13 protein-coding genes are annotated in these 16908 nt (G+C 71.1%); 5 read left to right on the forward strand and 8 right to left on the reverse strand.

Annotated features, from left to right (window positions below; genetic code table 11):
• Positions 1-83 precede the first annotated feature (83 nt).
• The 3 genes from ACWCO8_RS12875 to ACWCO8_RS12885 all read right to left on the reverse strand — a co-directional run bounded on the left by ACWCO8_RS12875 (position 84) and on the right by ACWCO8_RS12885 (position 3673).
• Entirely contained in the window at positions 84-956 is an 873-nt protein-coding gene (locus ACWCO8_RS12875) for a hypothetical protein (protein ID WP_451032254.1), read from the reverse strand.
• 161 nt (positions 957-1117) lie between these two features.
• On the reverse strand, positions 1118-2341 hold the full coding sequence (locus ACWCO8_RS12880) for a metallophosphoesterase (RefSeq protein WP_451032404.1): 1224 nt from the start codon (positions 2339-2341) through the stop codon (positions 1118-1120).
• Positions 2342-2566: 225 nt separating this feature from the next.
• Positions 2567-3673 carry a LacI family DNA-binding transcriptional regulator gene (locus ACWCO8_RS12885; protein WP_315894917.1) on the reverse strand — a complete coding sequence of 369 codons (1107 nt, stop codon included), beginning with the start codon at positions 3671-3673 and terminating at the stop codon, positions 2567-2569.
• Between the two features lie 396 nt (positions 3674-4069).
• Between ACWCO8_RS12885 and hisC the strand changes: the two genes are divergently transcribed.
• On the forward strand, positions 4070-5167 hold the full coding sequence (hisC, locus tag ACWCO8_RS12890) for a histidinol-phosphate transaminase (protein WP_451032405.1): 1098 nt from the start codon (positions 4070-4072) through the stop codon (positions 5165-5167).
• A 73-nt stretch (positions 5168-5240) separates the two neighbouring features.
• Here hisC and ACWCO8_RS12895 read toward each other — a convergent pair whose 3' ends face one another.
• Positions 5241-5621: a cyclophilin-like fold protein gene (locus ACWCO8_RS12895; RefSeq protein WP_451032255.1), complete on the reverse strand. Its 381-nt coding sequence runs from the start codon at positions 5619-5621 to the stop codon at positions 5241-5243.
• A gap of 206 nt (positions 5622-5827) precedes the next feature.
• Between ACWCO8_RS12895 and ACWCO8_RS12900 the strand changes: the two genes are divergently transcribed.
• The 4 genes from ACWCO8_RS12900 to ACWCO8_RS12915 are packed head-to-tail and all read left to right on the forward strand — an operon-like array spanning position 5828 to position 13767.
• Positions 5828-7336 carry a cytochrome ubiquinol oxidase subunit I gene (locus ACWCO8_RS12900; RefSeq protein WP_362005265.1) on the forward strand — a complete coding sequence of 503 codons (1509 nt, stop codon included), beginning with the start codon at positions 5828-5830 and terminating at the stop codon, positions 7334-7336.
• An 18-nt stretch (positions 7337-7354) separates the two neighbouring features.
• Complete coding sequence (gene cydB, locus ACWCO8_RS12905) at positions 7355-8362, forward strand: cytochrome d ubiquinol oxidase subunit II (protein ID WP_451032256.1); 1008 nt, start codon at positions 7355-7357, stop codon at positions 8360-8362.
• A gap of 15 nt (positions 8363-8377) precedes the next feature.
• On the forward strand, positions 8378-12034 hold the full coding sequence (gene cydD, locus ACWCO8_RS12910; protein ID WP_451032257.1) for a thiol reductant ABC exporter subunit CydD: 3657 nt from the start codon (positions 8378-8380) through the stop codon (positions 12032-12034).
• 20 nt (positions 12035-12054) lie between these two features.
• Positions 12055-13767: a sensor histidine kinase gene (locus ACWCO8_RS12915; protein WP_362005257.1), complete on the forward strand. Its 1713-nt coding sequence runs from the start codon at positions 12055-12057 to the stop codon at positions 13765-13767.
• A gap of 37 nt (positions 13768-13804) precedes the next feature.
• Here the strand turns inward: ACWCO8_RS12915 and ACWCO8_RS12920 are convergent, their stop codons facing one another.
• From ACWCO8_RS12920 to ACWCO8_RS12935, 4 genes are all read right to left on the reverse strand, one after another.
• Positions 13805-14662 (reverse strand): Cof-type HAD-IIB family hydrolase, encoded by an 858-nt coding sequence (locus tag ACWCO8_RS12920; RefSeq protein WP_451032258.1) that lies wholly within the window; start codon positions 14660-14662, stop codon positions 13805-13807.
• Between the two features lie 103 nt (positions 14663-14765).
• Complete coding sequence (locus ACWCO8_RS12925; RefSeq protein ID WP_451032259.1) at positions 14766-15668, reverse strand: LLM class flavin-dependent oxidoreductase; 903 nt, start codon at positions 15666-15668, stop codon at positions 14766-14768.
• Between the two features lie 107 nt (positions 15669-15775).
• Positions 15776-16228 carry a hypothetical protein gene (locus ACWCO8_RS12930; RefSeq protein ID WP_451032260.1) on the reverse strand — a complete coding sequence of 151 codons (453 nt, stop codon included), beginning with the start codon at positions 16226-16228 and terminating at the stop codon, positions 15776-15778.
• Between the two features lie 116 nt (positions 16229-16344).
• Entirely contained in the window at positions 16345-16887 is a 543-nt protein-coding gene (locus ACWCO8_RS12935; RefSeq protein WP_451032406.1) for an RNA 2'-phosphotransferase, read from the reverse strand.
• Positions 16888-16908: the final 21 nt, after the last annotated feature.

The following is a 16908-nucleotide window of genomic DNA, read 5'->3' on the forward strand; positions in this document are numbered from 1 at the left end:
TCGCGGGCCCTTGGGCGCCGCCGCCGGTTTCCGGGGCCCCGTCCGCGCGAACCAGGTGGCCGTGCCGCTCCTGGGGCTCCGGCTCAGTCCGGTCGGTGTTCCGAAGGGCCGATCTCCGGGCCGGTGTGGCCGGGGCCGGTGAAGTCCGGGCTCGTGAACTCGGGCCCGGTGTAGTCGGGGCTCGTGAAGGTGGGGCGCGTTCCGGACGAGCCTTCGTTCGGGCTGGAGAAGTCCGGTCCGCTGTAGCCGAATTTGGCTATGCGGTCGGTGCGCGGCGGTGGCACGGACGGTGGGTCCAGCGGTCCGGGGGCGGCCAGGGCCTCGCGGAGGAACGGCAGGATGCCCCGTTCCAGCAGGGCGCGGCGCCAGGCCTCCCGGGCCCGGGACAGCTCGTCGTCCGCTTCCGTACGGGGTGGGTCGCTCGCGGCCACTTCCGTGGAGCGGTTGCGCAGCGCCGTGACCAGCAGCCCGACGGCGGCGCAGAAGAGGCCGGCGGCGGCGACGGCCCCGAAGAACCAGCCTGCGGTCAGCAGGGTGTCGGCGACGGTGAGCGTGGGTGCGAGCACCTTCAGCACGGCGCCGACCAGCAGGAATATCAGCGCGGCCGGTCCGGCGAGGACCGGCGCGAGGACGGTGACGATCGCGACGATGCCCGCTCCCGGGCCGCCGCTCGCCCCGTCGCCGTCCGCCGTCAGGACGGCGTCCATCACGCTCGTACCGCTCGGTGAGCGGACCTCTTCGCGGACTTTCACGAAGTGGTCGTACTCGATCGCCGCCGCGGCGGTGATCAGGGCCGTCGCGCTCAGCGCCATCGTGCGCAGTTGGCCGGCCGTGAGCCGTTTCCCGATCTCGGCGAGATCTGGATGGTCGTACGCGTTGCGCAGTGCGTCGTCGAGGAGGCGCTCGTACTCGGCACGATCCTCGGTCAGCAGGTGCGGAGCCACGTTCATGTGCATCCCCCGATGCTCCGTAGGGCCGCGTTGACCGTGGGATTTACGGCCGGTTGGGCGGAAACGGAGGAGAGCCTGCTACGGATGATCCGATGGTATTGCGGTTATGGCACAGGGTGACAGGGGGTTTCCTGAAATCGACTTCCCCGGATGCGCAGCGTTATGCGTCAGCCATGCAGGGGGAGTTGGACGACCAGCAGCTTTCCGGCCATGGTCACTCCGCCGTCCATGGCGATCGCCAGTCCGTCCGCGTACACGTGCGGACCGTCGACGCCCGGGCCCGAGCCGCCCTCGCCGTCCTCGGTGCCGACCTGGCCCAGGAGGTACGGGATGGGGCTGTGGCCGTGCACGACGCGGCTGCCACCGTAGGTGGAGAGGAGCTCCTGGACGGCCTGGGGGCCGGCGTCGTCGCGGAAGGCGAAGCGCTTGGTGAACTTGCGGAACACGTCCCAGACCTCGTCCGCGTCGTTCCGGTTGAGGATCTCGTGGACGGTCTCGTTGACGTCCTCGATGGTGCTGCCGTACTCGAGGTAGGCGGTGGTGTCGGAGTGCATGAGCAGATGCCCGTCCTCCTCCACCACGGCGTCGAGCCGGGCCATCCACTGCATGTGGACGTCCTGGAGCCGGTCCATGTCGTGCTTCTGGCCGCCGTTGAGCAGCCAGGCGGCCTGGAAGGTGGCGGTGCCGGCCCCGGAGTTGACGGGGGTGTCCCCGAAGCGCTTGGCGCCGATCAGGAGCAGCTCGTGGTTGCCCATCAGGGCCTTGCAGTAGCCACCGGCGGCGGCGGCCTCCGCGGACAGGCGCATGACGAGGTCGATGACCCCGATGCCGTCGGGACCGCGGTCCGTGAAGTCGCCGAGGAACCAGAGGCGGGCGTTGCCCGCGGACCAGGCGCCGGCCTCGTCGATGAGTCCCTGCTCGCGCAGGGCGGCGACGAGTTCGTCGAGGTAGCCGTGGACGTCGCCGACCACGTAGAGCGGTCCGGGGCCCTCGCCGGCGGCAGGGGCGGGCGCGGGGGACGGGACCGGGTCCACGCGGACCTGGACGGTGTCTCCCCGGTTGATCACCGGGAGGTCGCGCTCGGTGGGGGTGTAGCCCTCGGGCAGCTCGTCGTCCGGAAAGGCGTTCCCGGGGTGACCGGGAAGGGCCGCGGAGAGCGAGACCGGGGGCGTGAGGGAGGACAGGGCGGAGGCGCCGAGGCCGAGGTGGAGGGTGGGGTCCGCGACGGGCCGGACGATCTCGTCGGGGACGACGGGATGCCCCGCGGGGGGCTCCAGGGGTTGGCCCTGCACGGGCACGCGGGCGTACGGCGGTACGCGGAAGTCACGCAATGTCGCCGTGCGCACCACGGGTTCCTGCCCGGCCCCCTGAGTCATCGACCCCTCCACCACCGTCGCGATGCCCTGCACATCGCGGACCGGCCTGGTCGGGGTGGTCCGCGGTGTCGTGCGCCCATCATAGGAATGAGGGTCCGCCTGTGTGACGCACCAGGGGTGGTGAATCCGGGTCCACTCCGGGTTCACCGGTTGTTTCGCCCGAATTGAGAAGGTCCGGTCCAGGGTCGGAGCAGGGCCGGGCCGGAGTTTGTGTCCGGCACGGCCCCAAAGCCGACCCTTTCAGTCCTTCGCGGGAGACCGGGGCGGGCTGACCGTCGTTCGCGGCGAACGCCTCTGGGAGGACGTCCGGACGATGAGTTCGGTCGGTATCACCTGCTCGACCGGTCCGTCGGTGTCGATCCCCTCGATGGCGTCGATGAGGAGCTGGACGACGGCCGTGCCGATCCGGCGCGGTTTGAGCGAGAGGGTCGTGATGGGCGGTTCGGTGTTGGCGTAGACGGTCGACTCGCTGCAGCAGACCAGCAGCAGATCGTCCGGTACGCGCAGTCCGTAGCGGCGGGCGGCCGCCAGCAGATCGGTTCCGTTCGGGTCGAAGAGGCCGTAGACGGCGTCGGGACGGTCGGGGCGGGCGAGCAGCCGGTCGGCCGCGACGGCGCCCGCGCACGGATCGTGCGCCGGATAGGCCTCGTAGACGGGGTCCTGGCCGACCCGCTCGCACCAGTTGAGGTACGCGGTGGTGGACAGGCGGGTGTACGTGTCGGTGGTCGTGCCGGTGAGAAGGCCGATTCGGCGGGCGCCGGCGTCGGCGAGGTGGTCGAGGAGGTCGAGGACGGCGGCTTCGTGGTCGTTGTCGACCCAGGCGGTCACCGGGAGGGTGCCGGCGGGGCGTCCGTCGGAGACGACGGGCAGGCCCTGGCGGACGAGCTCGGTGACGACCGGGTCGTGGTCGGAGGGGTCGATGACGACGGTGCCGTCGAGGGCGACGTTCGACCAGACGTCATGGCGGGAGGTCGCGGGCAGGATGACCAGGGCGTAGCCCCGGGCGAGCGCGGCCGATGTGGCGGCTCTGGCCATCTCCGCGAAGTACGCGAATTCGGTGAAGGTGAAAGGTTCATCCCCGTATGTGGTCACGGTCAGGCCGATGAGGCCCGACTTGCCGGTGCGGAGCGTGCGGGCCGCCGCGGATGGGCGGTAGCCCAGCCGGTCTGCGACCTCGCGGACGTGGCGGCGGGTGGCGTCCGGGAGCCGGCCCTTGCCGTTGAGCGCGTCGGAGACAGTCGTGATGGAGACCCCGGCGGCGGCGGCCACATCCCGGATGCCCGCTCGCCCCTGCCGGCTTCCCCGGGTCTGTGCCCGGCTCACCTGGTGCTTCCCTGCTGCTGTCATGGCGAGCCGATAGTAGGGCGAGGGCGGGTGGTTGGGACGCCCGCATATTCACTCGTTGACAGGCACGTTTCTGCATGATCGAGAACCCTCAATTGCCTTCGAAGGCAAGGGAGTTAAGGGGTCTAGCGTGTGATCTATGGTTGTCGACCCGCATGGGCCTGCCAGGGAGCCCATGTCTCGAAGAGGTCTCAACTCACCTCTACGGGCGACGCGCGCCACGGCGCCCGCCACCAGCGCGCGCCACCCGATCGCGCGCTCCCCCAGTTGTCCACAGCATCCGCCATCCGTTGTCCACAGCCCATTCGCAGCGGAGGCGAATCCTCATAAGGTGAGGAGCATTGGTGGTACGGACGGTCGAGGAGGACCACAGTGAGCGCAGTGAGCGACACCGCAGGAGTGGGCGGTACGGACGGGGCGGGCGAGGGCGGCCCGAAGCTGCGCTCCGTGCTGGACGGCATCCCCACCTACAAGCCGGGCAAGCCGGCCGCCGCGGGCGGTCCGGTCGCCTTCAAGCTGTCCTCCAACGAGAACCCGTACCCGCCGCTGCCCGGTGTGATGGAGAGCGCGGTGGCCGCCGCCGGTGCCTTCAACCGGTACCCGGACATGGCCTGCACCGGCCTGATGAACGAGCTCGCCGACCGCTTCGGGGTGCCGCTCGCGCACCTGGCGACCGGCACGGGCTCGGTGGGCGTGGCTCAGTCGCTGATCCAGGCCACCTCGGGCCCGGGCGACGAGGTCATCTACGCCTGGCGGTCCTTCGAGGCGTACCCGATCATCACGCAGATCAGCGGGGCGACCTCGGTGCAGGTGCCGCTGACCGACGGCGAGGTGCACGACCTCGACGCGATGGCCGAGGCGATCACCGACCGCACCCGGCTGATCTTCGTGTGCAACCCGAACAACCCCACGGGCACCGCGGTCCGCAGGGCCGAGCTGGAGCGGTTCCTGGACCGGGTGCCCTCCGACGTCCTGGTGGTCATCGACGAGGCGTACCGCGAGTTCGTCCGGGACACGGAGATCCCGGACGGCATCGAGCTGTACCGCGACCGTCCGAACGTCGCGGTGCTGCGCACCTTCTCCAAGGCGTACGGCCTGGCGGGGCTGCGGGTCGGCTTCGCGATCGCCCATGAGCCGGTGGCGGCGGCGCTGCGCAAGACGGCGGTGCCGTTCGGCGTGAGTCAGCTGGCGCAGGACGCGGCGGTGGCCTCGCTGCGGGCCGAGGACGAACTGCTTGGACGGGTCGGCTCGTTGGTGGCCGAGCGCGAGCGGGTCCACGCGGGGCTCGTGGCCCAGGGCTGGACCGTGCCGGACACCCAGGCGAACTTCGTCTGGCTGCGGCTCGGTGAGCGGACGCTGGACTTCGCGGCGGAGTGCGAACGGCACGGCGTGGTGGTGCGGCCGTTCGCGGGGGAGGGCGTGCGCGTCACGATCGGTGAGAGTGAGGCGAACGACCTGTTCCTGAAGACGGCGGAGGGCTTCCGCAGGGACGTCTGACAGGGGTCGGCGCGGGAGCGCGCCGGCTCGGGAGCGTGCCGGCTGGGGTCGGCCGGTCGGCCGGTCGGTGCGGTCAGGCCTCGGCGCGCTCCACGCGGATCGGGTCGCCGTCCCTGACGGTGGCCAGGACGCGGGGGTCGCCGTCGAGCGCGCCCAGCAGGTTGCACGGGCTGGCGAGCCGGCATTCGTCGCCCCGGGATATCGGGGTGGGGCCGTAGGGGAGCGCGAGGGCGTCGCCCTCCGTCCAGAACGCGACCGTGCCCGGCTCCACCACCTGCCGCGCGCCGGCCTCGACGGCGGTGGAGACCGGAGTGTCGAAGTAGACCTCCTCGCCCCAGGTGCGGGCGGTGGAGACGATCGGGAGAGCCCCCGCGAGCGCCGTGCTCGTGGGGGTTTCTTCGAGGGTCGCCGTGGTGTGTCCGGCGGGCCATGAGATGCGGATCCGAAGGGTCATGCCCCAGATTCAACAATATGTTGAAGGCCTGGGGAAGGGGTGACCTTCGAGTAGGGGTACCCCGGTCTTACGTACGGATTTCGTATGAGCCATAATGCTTGTGAATGTGAACGCGTTCACAAGCGTGTCTCTATTCCTCCCGTAATAGGTGGGATTAAAGGGGCAAACTGCCGTTGTGACCACGGCGATGTAAGGAGATTGACGACGTGGACCTAGCTCTGGCGCCAGAGACTCTGGCGCGATGGCAGTTCGGCATCACCACCGTCTACCACTTTCTCTTCGTCCCTCTGACGATCTCTCTCGCCGCGCTCACCGCCGGTCTCCAGACGGCCTGGGTGCGGACGGAGAAGGAGAAGTACCTCAGGGCGACGAAGTTCTGGGGCAAGCTCTTCCTGATCAACATCGCGATGGGTGTCGTCACCGGCATCGTCCAGGAGTTCCAGTTCGGCATGAACTGGTCCGACTACTCGCGCTTCGTCGGAGACATCTTCGGCGCGCCGCTCGCCTTCGAGGCGCTGATCGCGTTCTTCTTCGAGTCCACGTTCATCGGCCTGTGGATCTTCGGCTGGGACAAGCTGCCGAAGAGGATCCACCTGGCCTGCATGTGGATGGTCTCGATCGGCACCATCCTCTCCGCGTACTTCATCCTCGCGGCCAACTCCTGGATGCAGCACCCGGTCGGCTACCGGATCAACGAGGAGCGCGGGCGGGCCGAGCTCACCGACTTCTGGCTGGTCCTGACGCAGAACACCGCGCTCACCCAGTTCTTCCACACCATGACGGCCGCGTTCCTGGTCGGTGGCGCGTTCATGGTGGGCATCTCCGCCTTCCACCTGGCCCGCAAGAAGCACGTCCCGGTCATGCGGACCTCGCTGCGGCTCGGCCTGATCACCCTGATCATCGCCGGACTCGGCACGGCCATCAGCGGCGACCTGCTCGGCAAGGTCATGTTCAAGCAGCAGCCGATGAAGATGGCCGCCGCCGAGGCGCTGTGGGACGGCGAGGCACCCGCTCCCTTCTCGATCTTCGCCTACGGCGATGTCGACAAGGGTCACAACAAGGTGGCCATAGAGATCCCCGGGCTGCTGTCGTTCCTGGCGAACGACGACTTCAGCTCGTACGTCCCGGGCATCAACGACATCAACAAGGCCGAGCAGGAGAAGTTCGGCCCCGGCGACTACCGGCCCAACATCCCCGTCGCGTACTGGGGCTTCCGCTGGATGATCGGCTTCGGCATGGCCTCGCTGGCCATCGGCATGGTCGGCCTCTGGCTGACCAGGAAGAAGTTCATGCTGGCGCCGGGGATGCGGACCGGCGAGGACGAGGTGCCGAACCTCGTCCTGTTCAAGCGGAAGGCGCTCAGCCCACGGTTCACCAAGTGGTACTGGATCGTCGCCCTGTGGACCATGGCCTTCCCGCTCATCGCCAACTCGTGGGGATGGATCTTCACCGAGATGGGCCGGCAGCCCTGGGTCGTCTACGGCGTGCTGCGGACCAGGGACGCCGTCTCCCCCGGTGTCTCGCAGGGCGAGGTCCTGACCTCCATGATCATCTTCACCCTGCTCTACGCGGTCCTCGCCGTGATCGAGGTCAAGCTGCTGGTGAAGTACGTCAAGGCCGGACCGCCCGAGCTCACCGAGGCCGACCTCAACCCGCCCACCAAGATCGGCGGGGACGACCGTGACCCCGACCGGCCCATGGCCTTCTCGTACTGAGGCTCAGGAGATCGAGGCATGGAACTCCACAACGTCTGGTTCGTACTCATCGCCGTCCTCTGGATCGGCTACTTCTTCCTGGAGGGATTCGACTTCGGGGTCGGCGTCCTCACCAAGCTGCTCGCCCGCGACCGCACGGAGAAGCGGGTCCTGATCAACACCATCGGGCCCGTCTGGGACGGCAACGAGGTGTGGCTGCTGACCGCGGGCGGCGCGACCTTCGCCGCCTTCCCCGACTGGTACGCGACGCTCTTCTCCGGCTTCTACCTGCCGCTGCTGATCATCCTGGTCTGTCTGATCGTCCGCGGTGTCGCCTTCGAGTACCGGGCGAAGCGGCCCGAGGAGAACTGGCAGCGCAACTGGGAGGAGGCCATCTTCTGGACCTCCCTGATCCCCGCCGTGCTGTGGGGCGTCGCCTTCGGCAACATCGTGCGCGGGGTGAAGATCGACGCGGAGAAGGAGTACGTCGGCACCTTCTTCGACCTGCTCAACCCGTACGCGATCCTCGGCGGCCTGGTCACGCTCGCCCTCTTCACCTTCCACGGCACGGTCTTCGCCGCGCTCAAGACGGTGGGGGACATCCGGGCCCGGGCCCGTTCGCTCGCGCTGAAGCTGGGACTGGTCACGGCCGTCCTCGCGCTGGGCTTCCTGATCTGGACCCAGGCGGACAAGGGCGACGGCTGGAGCCTGGGTGCCATGCTCGTCGCGGTGGTGGCGCTGGTCGGTGCCATCGGGGCGATCAAGGTGGGGCGCGAGGGCTGGTCGTTCGCGCTCTCGGGCATCACGATCGCCGCGGCGGTGGCGATGCTCTTCTTCACGCTCTTCCCGAACGTCATGCCGTCTTCGCTCAACCCCGAGTGGAGTCTTACCGTGACGAACGCGTCGTCGAGCCCGTACACCCTGAAGATCATGACCTGGTGTGCCGCGATCGCCACCCCGCTGGTGCTGCTCTACCAGGGCTGGACGTACTGGGTGTTCCGCAAGCGGATCGGGACGCAGCACATCGCGCCCGACGCCGCTCACTAGTGGGGGATGTTTCACGTGAAACCGATCGATCCGCGTCTGCTCCGGTACGCCAGGGCCACCCGCTTCTTCCTCGGAGCGGTCGTGGCGCTCGGCCTGGCTGGGGCGGCGCTGGTCGTCGCCCAGGCGATGCTCATCGCCGAGGTGGTGGTGGGCGCCTTCCAGAAGGGCCTGTCGGTTTCCGACCTGACCACGCCCCTGCTGCTGCTCGCCGGAGTGGCTGCGGGGCGTGGCCTGGTCTCCTGGCTGACCGAGCTCGCCGCCCATCGGGCCAGCGCGGCGGTCAAGTCCGAACTGCGGGGCCGGCTGCTGGCGCGGGCGGCCGCGCTGGGGCCGGGATGGCTCAGTGGCCAGAAGGCTGGCTCGCTCGCCGCCCTCGCGACGCGCGGAGTCGACGCACTCGACGACTACTTCTCGCGCTATCTCCCGCAGCTGGGCCTCGCGGTGGTCGTGCCGGTGGCGGTCCTGGCGCGGATCGTCACGGAGGACTGGATCTCGGCGGCGATCATCGTCGTCACCCTGCCGCTCATCCCGCTCTTCATGGTCCTCATCGGCTGGTACACCCAGGCCCGGATGGACCGGCAGTGGAAGCTGCTGTCACGCCTTTCGGGCCACTTCCTCGACGTGGTGGCGGGGCTTCCGACGCTCAAGGTCTTCGGCCGCGCCAAGGCGCAGGCCGAGTCGATCCGCGCCATTACGTCGGAGTACCGGCGGGCGACGATGAAGACGCTGCGCATCGCCTTCCTCTCCTCCTTCGCCCTGGAACTCCTCGCGACGCTCTCGGTGGCGCTGGTCGCGGTCACGATCGGCATGCGGCTGGTCCACGGTGAGCTCGACCTGTACACGGGTCTGGTCATCCTGGTCCTGGCGCCCGAGGCCTATCTGCCCATCCGGCAGGTGGGGGCGCAGTACCACGCGGCGGCGGAGGGGCTGGCCGCCGCCGAGGAGATCTTCGAGGTACTGGAGAACCCGGCGCTCGAGCACGGCGCGAGCGCGGTGCCGGCCTCGACCCGCATCGAGCTGGAGAACGTGACCGTTCGTCACGCGGGACGCTCCGAGGCCTCGTTGGACCGGGCCTCGCTGGTGGTGGAGCCCGGTGAGACGGTCGCCCTGGTGGGGCCGAGCGGCGTCGGCAAGTCGACGCTCCTCGATGTGGTGCTGGGGTTCGCCGCGTCGGAGGCGGGCGGTTCGGTCCGCGTCGGGGGCGCGGAGCTCGGCTCGCTGGACGTGGAGGAGTGGCGGTCGCGGATCGCCTGGGTGCCGCAACGGCCGTATCTCTTCGCGGGCACCATCGCCGAGAACATCCGGCTGGCCCGCCCGGACGCCTCCGACGAGGCGGTACGGGAGGCCCTGCGGGACGCCGGTGGGGGCGGGTTCGTCGGGTCTCTGCCGGAGGGCGTGGACACGCTGCTCGGCGAGGACGGCGCGGGTCTCTCGGCCGGTCAGCGTCAGCGCCTCGCTCTGGCCCGCGCGTTCCTGGCCGACCGGCCGTTGCTGCTCCTGGACGAGCCCACGGCGGCGCTGGACGGTGAGACCGAGGCGGCTGTGGTCGACGCGGTCCGTCGACTCACGGTCGGCCGCACGGTCCTGCTGGTCGTCCACCGCCCGGCCCTGCTCGCGGTCGCGGACCGGGTGGTCGAACTGGGGCGTGCGGGTGGTCCGGAGGAGCTGCGGGAGCCCGAGCGGGGCGATGAGGACGCGCCTGCCGCTGCTACCGGTTCAGCCGGTCCCGCCGGTTCTGTCGATGCCGAGGTGTCCGCCTCAGGTGGCCCCGGCGACGGGGCGGACGCGCGTGGCGCGCGTTCGGTCTTCGGGCGGGTCCGTGCCATGGCCGGAGAGCTGCGCGGGCGGATGGGGCTCGCGCTGCTGCTCGCCAGTCTTGCCCTTGGTTCGGCCGTGGGGCTCATGGCGGTGTCCGGGTGGCTCATCTCCCGGGCCTCCGAACAGCCCCCGGTGCTCTATCTGATGATGGCCGTCACGGCGACGCGGGCGTTCGGCATCGGCAGGGCCGTGTTCCGGTACGCCGAGCGGATCGTGTCCCACGACGCCGTGCTGCGGATGCTCGCGGAGCTGCGGGTCGCGGTCTACCGGCGCCTGGAGCGCATCGCCCCCGCCGGGCTGCGCCGCAGCCGGCGCGGTGACCTGTTGTCGCGGCTCGTCCAGGACGTCGACGCGCTCCAGGACTACTGGCTGCGGTGGCTGCTGCCCGCGGGCGCGGCCCTCGTCGTGGGTGTCGGTTCCGTCGGGTTCACCGCCTGGCTGCTGCCCGAGGCCGGGGCCGTCCTCGCCGTGGGCCTGCTCGCCGCCGGTGTGGCCGTACCGCTGCTGAGCGGGGCGATCGCCCGTCGTGCCGAGCGTCAGCTCGCCCCCGCCCGGGGCGCCCTCACCGTCACGGTCGTCGATCTCCTGCGCGGCTGCGCCGAACTGACGGTTGCCGGAGCGCTGAAGGGCCGTATCGACCGGGCCCGCGGGGCCGACCGTACGCTCACCTCCATCGCCTCCCGGCAGGCCGCCGCGACCGCGATCGGGGCCGGGCTCTCCGCGCTCGCCTGCGGTTTGACGGTGGCCGCGGCCGCGTTCGTCGGTGTCCAGGCGGTACGCGACGGCCGCCTCGACGGTGTGACGCTCGCCGTCGTGGTCCTGACCCCGCTCGCCGCCTTCGAGGCCGTCACCGGGCTGCCGCTCGCCGTTCAGTACCGCCAGCGGGTCAAGCGCAGCGCCGAGCGGGTGTACGAGGTCCTGGACGCCCCCGTCCCCGTGCGCGAGCCCGAGCGGCCCGCCGCACCGCCGGCGAACCCCTTCCCGCTGGAGGTCGCCGGTCTCTCCGCGCGCCACGCGGGGCAACAGGCCGAGGCGCTCAGCGGCTTCGCCCTGACCCTGGAGGCCGGGCGGCGCGTCGCCGTCGTCGGGGCGTCCGGCTCGGGCAAGACCACGCTCGCGCAGGTGCTGCTCCGCTTCCTGGACGCCGAGTCGGGTTCGTACCGGATCGGCGGAGTGGAGGCGACCGATCTCGACGGCGACGACGTCCGCCGCCTGGTCGGGCTCTGCGCGCAGGACGCCCACATCTTCGACAGCTCCATCCGCGAGAACCTCCGGCTGGCCCGTACCGGCGCGAGCGACGACGAGCTGCGGGCGGCCCTGGGCCGGGCGCGGCTCCTGGGCTGGGTGGAGGGCCTGCCGGACGGTCTCGACACGCTGGTCGGCGAGCACGGCTCGCGGCTCTCCGGCGGGCAGCGGCAGCGCCTCGCGCTCGCCCGCGCGCTCCTCGCCGACTTCCCGGTCCTCGTCCTGGACGAGCCGGCCGAGCACCTCGACCTGGCCACGGCGGACGCGCTCACCGACGACCTGCTGCGGGCCACCGAGGGCCGTACGACGGTCCTCATCACCCACCGGCTGCACGGCCTCGACGCGGTCGACGAGGTGGTGGTCCTGGCCGAGGGCCGTACGGTGCAGCGCGGACCGTACGCGGAGTTGGCGCGGGCCGAGGGGCCGCTGCGGCGGATGCTCGAGCAGGAGCGCGAGACGGACCTGCTGGTCGCGCCGGGAGGCCCGGTGGGACGGACTCCAGGAGGGCCTGTCGGAGGACCTGAGGGGCGGGCTTCGGGGGCCTTGGGACAGACCCCGGGGCAGGCGGCGGGTCCGACATCGGAGCGCCCGACTTTTCTCGCCAAATAGGACTTACTAGGCTCAAGCCCATGACCGCCGCCGTGCCCGATCTCCCGGACCCCCTGGAAGCCGCCACCCAGGCCACCCGCAGCCTCCAGGGGCTCTCCACGGAGCTCACCGCGCGCGTGCCGCAGCTCCTGGAGGCCATGCGCTCGGTCGGCACCGGGCTCGAACTGCACTCCACGCTCGACCGCATCTGCGAGACGGCGGCCGAACTCGCCGGCTCACGCTACGCGGCGATCGGAGTCGTCGACGAGGAGGGCAAGGGCCTCTCCGACTTCGTCACCTTCGGTGTCGACGAGGAGGTCGCGCGCCGGATCGGGCGGCGCCCCGACGGGCACGCGGGGCTGCTCGGGGCGCTGATCCGGGACCCCCAGACGATCCGGCTCGCCGATCTGTCCACCGATCCGCGCTCCGCCGGATTCCCGCCCGGCCACCCTCCGATGCGGACCTTCCTCGGGGTCCCGATCCGGGTCCAGGGCGAGATCTTCGGCAATCTCTACCTGGCGGAGAAGACCGACGGCGGCGAGTTCAACGACTACGACGTCCACATGGTCCGGGTCCTGGCGACCGAGGCGGGCATCGCCATCGGCAACGCCCGGCTCTACGAGGCGGCCCGGCAGCGCGAGCGCTGGATCGACGGTTCCGTGGCCGTCACCACCGCCCTGCTCTCCGGCGGCGACGCGGACGACGCCCTGACGGTGGTCGCCGAGCAGGCCCGCAGGCTGGCGGACGCGGCGGCCGGGATCGTCCTCCTGCCGGCCGAGGACGGCGGCCTGGAGATCGTCGCCGTCTCGTCCGACGCACCGACCAAGTCGCTGGGCGTGGTGATCCCGCCCGAGAGCGCCGTGGTGGACCGACTCCTGGAGGGCGAGGCGGTGTTCGTGGAGGACGCCTCCACCGACCCGCGCATGGTCAGCCGTGTCGCCGCCGAGTACGGCCCCAGCATGCTGCTGCCCCTGCAGAGCGGCGGACGGGTGCTCGGCGCGCTCGCCACGCCACGCGCGCGTGGCGCCCGGCCGTTCACGGAGGCCGAGCGGACGCTCGGGACGCAGTTCGCCTCGCAGGCGGCGCTCGCCCTGATGATGGCCGAGGCCCAGCGCGACCGGGAGCGGCTCGCCGTCTATGAGGACCGCGACCGGATCGCCCGTGACCTGCACGATCTGGTCATCCAGCGGCTCTTCGCCACCGGGATGATGCTGGAGAGCGCCCAGCGGAAGTCGATCGTGCCCGCGGTGCGCGAGGGCGTCGGCAAGGCGGTCGACGAACTCGACGTGACCATCCAGGAGATCCGTACCGCGATCTTCGCCCTCCAGCAGGGGCCCGCCGAGGCGCCCTCCGGACTGCGCACCCGCGTGCTGCGGGAGATCAACATGGCGGCCGTGCCGCTCGGCTTCAAGCCCGCGCACCGCTTCCTCGGCGTGATCGACTCGACGGTCGGCGAACTCACCGGCAAGAACCTCATTGCGGCCCTGCGCGAGGCCCTCTCCAACGCCTTCCGGCACGCGCACGCCACCAGGATCGAGGTCGTCGTCGACTCGGGCGTCGAACTCCCGGACGGCACCCCCGGTGTCCGGCTCTCGGTCGCGGACGACGGCGTCGGCATCCCGGAGGGCGGGCGGCGCAGCGGACTGCGCAACCTCGCCCGACGCGCGGAGTCGCTGGGCGGTTCGAGCTGGTGTGGACCGGGCATCGGCGAGGACGGCGGCGGTACGACGGTGGTGTGGCAGGCGCCCCTGTAGACGGCCCCTGCCGACGCCCTTGCCAGGAGGCTGCCGCTCAGTCCTCGAGCGTGCCCGCGAGGATCCGCTCGATGACGGCGGCCACGCCGTCCTCGTTGTTGGCGACCGTACGGCCGGAGGCTGCGGCGATCACGTCCGGGTGCGCGTTGCCCATCGCGTACGAACGGCCGGCCCAGCTGAGCATCTCGATGTCGTTGGGCATGTCACCGAAGGCGACGACCTCCTCGGCGGAGATGCCGCGCTCGGCGCAGCAGAGGGCCAGGGTGGAGGCCTTGGAGACGCCGGGGCCGCTGATCTCCAGGAGGGCCGTCGGGCTGGACCGGGTGAACGAGGCCAGCGTGCCCGCGGCCGCCTTGGCGGTGGCGAGGAAGGCGTCGGGGTCGAGGTCCGGGTGCTGGGCGAGGAGCTTGAGGACCGGGGCGGCGGCGCCCGGCTCCTCCTCGAAGAGCAGCTTCTCGGCGGAGGCGACGGTGGCGCCCGGGTCGAGGAAGAACGGCGGGTACTGCGGCTCGTAGTGGATTCCGGTGGTCAGCTCGACGGCGAAGGAGGTGCCGGGGGCGGCGGCGCGCAGCGTCGCCACGACGTCGAGCGCGATCTCCCGTGCCAGCGGGCGTACCTCCACGAACGTGCCCCCGGAGTGCAGGTCGACGACGGCGGCGCCGTTGGCGCAGATCGCGAGGCCGTGGCCGTGGACGTGGTCGCTGACGACGTCCATCCAGCGGGCCGGGCGCCCGGTGACGAAGAAGACCTCGATGTCGGCCCGCTCCGCGGCGGCGAGCGCGGCGACCGTGCGCTCCGACACGGACTTGTCGTCGCGCAGCAGGGTGCCGTCGAGGTCGGTGGCGATGAGTCGGGGGGCCGGGGCGGCGCGGCGCGCGGAGTGGGGTGAGGTCACCGATCCATTGTTCCGCACTCTGTGCACGGGCGTGCGAAGGGGCGCACATCTGAGAGGGCCGGACCGGGCCCTCTCAGATGCGCGCGACGCGTGCGGCCGCTCGTCACACGAGCTGGGCGAGGGCCTCGGTCGCGATCTGCTCGAAGACGCGCTGGTCGGCGGCGAAGTCCGAGTCGGGGATCGGCCAGTGGATCACGATCTCGGTGAAGCCGAGCTCCTTGTGCCGGCCGGCGAAGTCGACGAAGGCGCCCACGGACTCCAGGGGCCGGCTCCGGTCCGGGGTGAAGCCGGTGAGCAGGATCTTGTCCAGCTCGGCCACGTCCCGGCCGATCTCCGCGCACGCCTTGCCGAGCTTCTCGATCTGGCCCCGGATGGCCGCGACGGACTCCTCGGGCGTGCCGTTCTCGTACAGCTTCGGGTCACCGGTCGTCACCCAGGCCTGGCCGTGCCGGGCGGCGAGCTTCAGGCCGCGCGGCCCGGTCGCCGCGACGGCGAAGGGCAGGCGCGGACGCTGGACGCAGCCGGGGATGTTGCGGGCCTCGTCGGCCGAGTAGTGCGTACCCCGCTCGGTCACGGCGTCCTCGGTGAGCAGCCGGTCGAGCAGGGGCAGGAACTCGCCGAAGTGGTCGGCCCGCTCCTTCGGCGTCCACTTGTCCTGCCCGAGCACGGTCGCGTCGAAGCCGTCGCCGCCGGCCCCGATGCCGAGCGTGACCCGGCCGTCCGAGATGTCGTCGAGGGAGATCAGCTCCTTGGCGAGCGTCACCGGGTGGCGGAAGTTGGGCGAGGTGACCAGGGTGCCGAGGCGGAGCCGCTCGGTGGCCGTCGCGGCGGCGGTGAGCGTGGGCAGGGCGCCGAACCAGGGGCCGTCGCGGAAGGTCCGCCAGGACAGGTGGTCGTAGGTGTAGCCGGCGTGGAAGCCGAGCTCCTCGGCACGCTGCCAGCGCTCGCGGCCGCCGTCGTGCCAGCGGTGGACGGGAAGGATCACGGTGCTCAGGCGCAAGGTCATGCCCACGAGCCTACGGCGGGGCCCGGGCAGCTCGCAGGGCGGCGGAGACGTGCGCCCGGGCGCCCAGGAGGCGGTGCCGGTGGAGGCGCGGCCCCCGCCCGGTCCCGTCAGCGGACCTGTCGGCTCATCCAGGGGGTCAGGGTGCCGCGCAGGACGAGCTCCTTGTACGTCTCGTCGCCGGGAACGGGCACGACCAGCCACCAGCCGGGCGGGAAGAACTTGCCCTTCACGTACGCGAGCCCGCCGTGGACGGAGCGTACGAAGGCGGGGACGGCGTCGCGGGGGACGTCCGCGAACTCCACTCCGTCGACATCGATCTTCGCGTCGTCCTCCGGGAAGAGCTGGACGGTCACCGCCGGGCTGCCGCCGAGTTCGACGAAGGCCTCGTGCGGGAGCGTGCCGTCCGCGTCGAGAACGGCGAAGGCGCCGGAGGAGATCCGGCGGGAGGTCTGGTCGGCACCGATGTCGTCGGTGACCGTCATCTCCAGGTTGAACTCGCGGGCGATCTCGCGGAGCGCGGTGACGGCCGATTCGGTGGTGGGCAGGTGCGGATGTGCCATGGGATCGATCATGCCCGAGGGGATCGGCTCCGGCTGGGTCGACCGGGGATCAGTCAGGGACTGGTCAGGGATCAGCCAGGGATCGGTCAGGGATCAGCTTGGGGGTCAGCCAGGGATCAGCCGGGGAAGCGGAGGAACTTCGGGGGTACGGCGTCGGTCAGCCAGACGCCGTTGGCGCTGACGTGGAAGACATGGCCGGCCCGGTGCATCGCGCCCGCGTCCACGCTGAGGACCACGGGACGGCCCCGGCGTGCTCCGACGCGGGTCGCGGTCTCCCGGTCGGGGGAGAGGTGGACGTGGTGGCGGGCCATGGGGCGCAGGCCCTCGGCTCGGATGGCGTCCAGACTGGCGGCGACCGTACCGTGGTAGAGGTACGCGGGCGGCTGCGCGGGCGGCAGGTCGAGGTCGACCTGGACGGTGTGGCCCTGGCTGGCCCTGATCCGGCTGCCGTCAATGGCGAAGCGCTTCTTGTCGTTGGCGGCGACGACGTGGTCCAGCTCGTCGCGGGTGATCGGGAAGCCGTGCTCGCGGGCCGCGCGCAGGAGGGCGTCGATCTCGGTCCAGCCGTTCGGATCGAGGACCAGGCCGATCCGCTCGGGTTGGTGGCGCAGGTGTTTCGAGAGGTACTTGGACACCTTCACGGTGCGTCTCTCGTCCATGGGTCCGTTCATGGCGCCAGC

The organism is Streptomyces sp. NPDC001927, from assembly GCF_053594455.1.